Annotated in this window: 3 protein-coding genes and 1 pseudogene; 2 read left to right on the top strand and 2 right to left on the bottom strand. The window is 63.0% G+C overall.

What is annotated here, in order from left to right; genetic code table 11:
* Together EN879_RS40775 and EN879_RS32615 are read left to right on the top strand one after the other, a co-directional pair.
* A pseudogene (locus EN879_RS40775) lies at positions 1-177 on the top strand (pyridoxamine 5'-phosphate oxidase family protein); the annotation flags it as partial.
* A gap of 40 nt (positions 178-217) precedes the next feature.
* Complete coding sequence (locus tag EN879_RS32615) at positions 218-748, top strand: NADPH-dependent FMN reductase (RefSeq protein ID WP_063169541.1); 531 nt, start codon at positions 218-220, stop codon at positions 746-748.
* 186 nt (positions 749-934) lie between these two features.
* On the opposite strand, the gene EN879_RS32620 is transcribed toward EN879_RS32615, so the two are convergent.
* Together EN879_RS32620 and EN879_RS32625 are read right to left on the bottom strand one after the other, a co-directional pair.
* Entirely contained in the window at positions 935-1141 is a 207-nt protein-coding gene (locus EN879_RS32620) for a 4-oxalocrotonate tautomerase family protein (RefSeq protein ID WP_013528835.1), read from the bottom strand.
* Positions 1142-1217: 76 nt separating this feature from the next.
* A complete protein-coding gene (locus EN879_RS32625) occupies positions 1218-2138 on the bottom strand; it encodes an SMP-30/gluconolactonase/LRE family protein (protein WP_063169542.1) in 921 nt (306 codons plus the stop codon).
* Positions 2139-2255 lie beyond the last annotated feature (117 nt).

The raw sequence follows: 2255 nt of genomic DNA on the forward strand, positions 1-2255 counted from the left end.
TACATGCACTGCGCAAAAGCCTTCATGCGCTCGGATTTGTGGAAGCCGGAAACCTGGTACGACCGCGCGACGCTGCCGACGCTCGGCCAGATCATGCGCGATCAGCTGGCGGTTGCCGATTCCGCCGAGGCGACCGACCGCTGGCTCGACGAGGAATACAAGAAGACGATGTGGTAGTTTTTGCGGACGCGATTCGCGTCTGGACCGATTCCATACCTTGCTGAACATCCTTGCCATTTCCGGCAGCCTGCGCGCGGCCTCCACAAATTCGGCGCTGATCGCCACACTGGCGCGCGAAGCGCCGTCCGGCTGCCGCGTCACCGTCCATGACGGGCTTGGCCGTTTGCCGATCTTCAATCCCGACGATGAAGGCGAGCGGACACCGCTCGAAGCCTCCAAGCTGATCCATGCCGTCAGTCGAGCCGACGGCCTGATCATCTCCTGTCCGGAATATGCCCATGGCGTGCCGGGCGGGCTGAAGAACGCGCTCGACTGGCTGGTCTCGCGCGATGCCGCCGTCGCCAAGCCCGCCATGCTGGTACACGCCTCGCCGCGCTCGCTGTTCGCCCGCGCCGCATTGGCTGAGATCATGCGCACCATGTCGTTCGCGCTTTACGACGATGTGCTGGAGATCGCCCTGCTCGGCAGGAAGCCGCCGGAGGTGGCGGGCATCCTGGCGGCGCCGGCGAACCGGCAGGCGATGCATGATGCACTGAATGCCTTCGCGGAGTTTATCCGCTCGCGTTGAGCGGCGGCCTCTCTTCCTTCTCCCCTTGTGGGTCCGAAGGACGGGGCGAGACCCGTGGCTCGCCCCAGGGTGGTGGCCTCGCGAGCGAGGTCGGATGAGGGATGTTCCAGCTTGGCACTGACGGCAATCCGTCACCCACCCTCAACCGTCTCGGCCTCCCAAAAGGGGAGAAGGAAAGATCGCGCATTACCCCTTTCGCAGCGTCTCCACATCGGTCTTCCCAACGTACCAATCGCGGGCGTTGACCTCTTCAAAAACCACCCAGACATCGTCGTTGCTCAGCCCGGTGGCGTCCATGATGGCCGCGGTGACCTTCTTGGCGATATCCGCCTTCTTGCCCGCCGGATCGGCGGCGATCACTTCCTTGACGATGCGGATGTTGACGAATGGCATTTCTTGTCCTCCCGGGGATGTTCGTGCTCACGACCCGCTTCGATGAAACCGTCGAACGGTCGCCAGTGTTCAACTCTCAGTATGTCTTGGCGCCGTTGACCATCAGCCGCACCATGTAGAGCGACGTGGTGCCGGCGATGTAGAGGCAATTCAGCTTGTTGCCGCCGAACACGCAATTGGCGGTGACTTCCGGCACCTTGACCTTGCCGATCAGCGTGCCGTCCGGATCGTAGCAATGGATGCCATCGGCGGCACTGGTCCAGATGCGGCCGTCCTCGTCGAGCCTGAAGCCGTCGAACAGGCCGGCGGTGCAGTCGGCGAAGACTTTTTCGCCGGAGACTTTCTTGCCGCCCTTGCCGACATTGAACACCCGCATATGCGCCGGATTCTGCGCGCCATGCGTGCGGCCGGTATCGACGACATAAAGCTTGCTCTCGTCCAGCGAGAAGGCGAGGCCGTTGGGCCTGACCATGTCGGTGATGACGGCTTCGAGCTCGCCGGTGCCGGGATCGACCCGGTAGACGTGGCAGGCGCCGATTTCGCTCTCAGCCCTGTCGCCCTCATAATCCGTATCGATGCCGTAGCTTGGATCGGTGAACCAGATGGAACCGTCGGATTTCACCACCGCGTCGTTGGGCGAATTCAGCCGCTTGCCTTTCCATTTGGCCGCGATCGTGGTGACCGAGCCGTCGAACTCGGTGCGGCTGACGCGGCGGCCCGAATGCTCGCAGGTGATCAGCCGGCCCTGCCGGTCGACGGTGTTGCCGTTCGAGTTGCCGGACGGCTGCCGGAAGACGCTGACATTGCCGTCGGTCTCGTCATAACGCAGCATGCGATTGTTGGGGATGTCGGACCAGACGACATAGCGGCCGGCGGCGAACCAGGCCGGCCCCTCCGCCCACTGGCATCCGGTGAACAGCTTCTCGACCTGCGCGTTGCCGTTGAACAGGCGCGCGAAGCGCGGATCGAGAATTTCATAATAGTCTGCGGCCGCCATGCTTTCCTCCCGGCATCAATGACAGGGATCAAGCCAGCCGGAGGGACAGAAGGCAATGTGGGTACGCACAGTGTCCCACAAAAGATCGCTTGCCGGCTCTGCGCATGACGTTAGCGC

Origin of the sequence: Mesorhizobium sp. M7A.F.Ca.AU.002.02.1.1 (assembly GCF_003998535.1) — a bacterium.
GTDB lineage: Bacteria > Pseudomonadota > Alphaproteobacteria > Rhizobiales > Rhizobiaceae > Mesorhizobium > Mesorhizobium ciceri.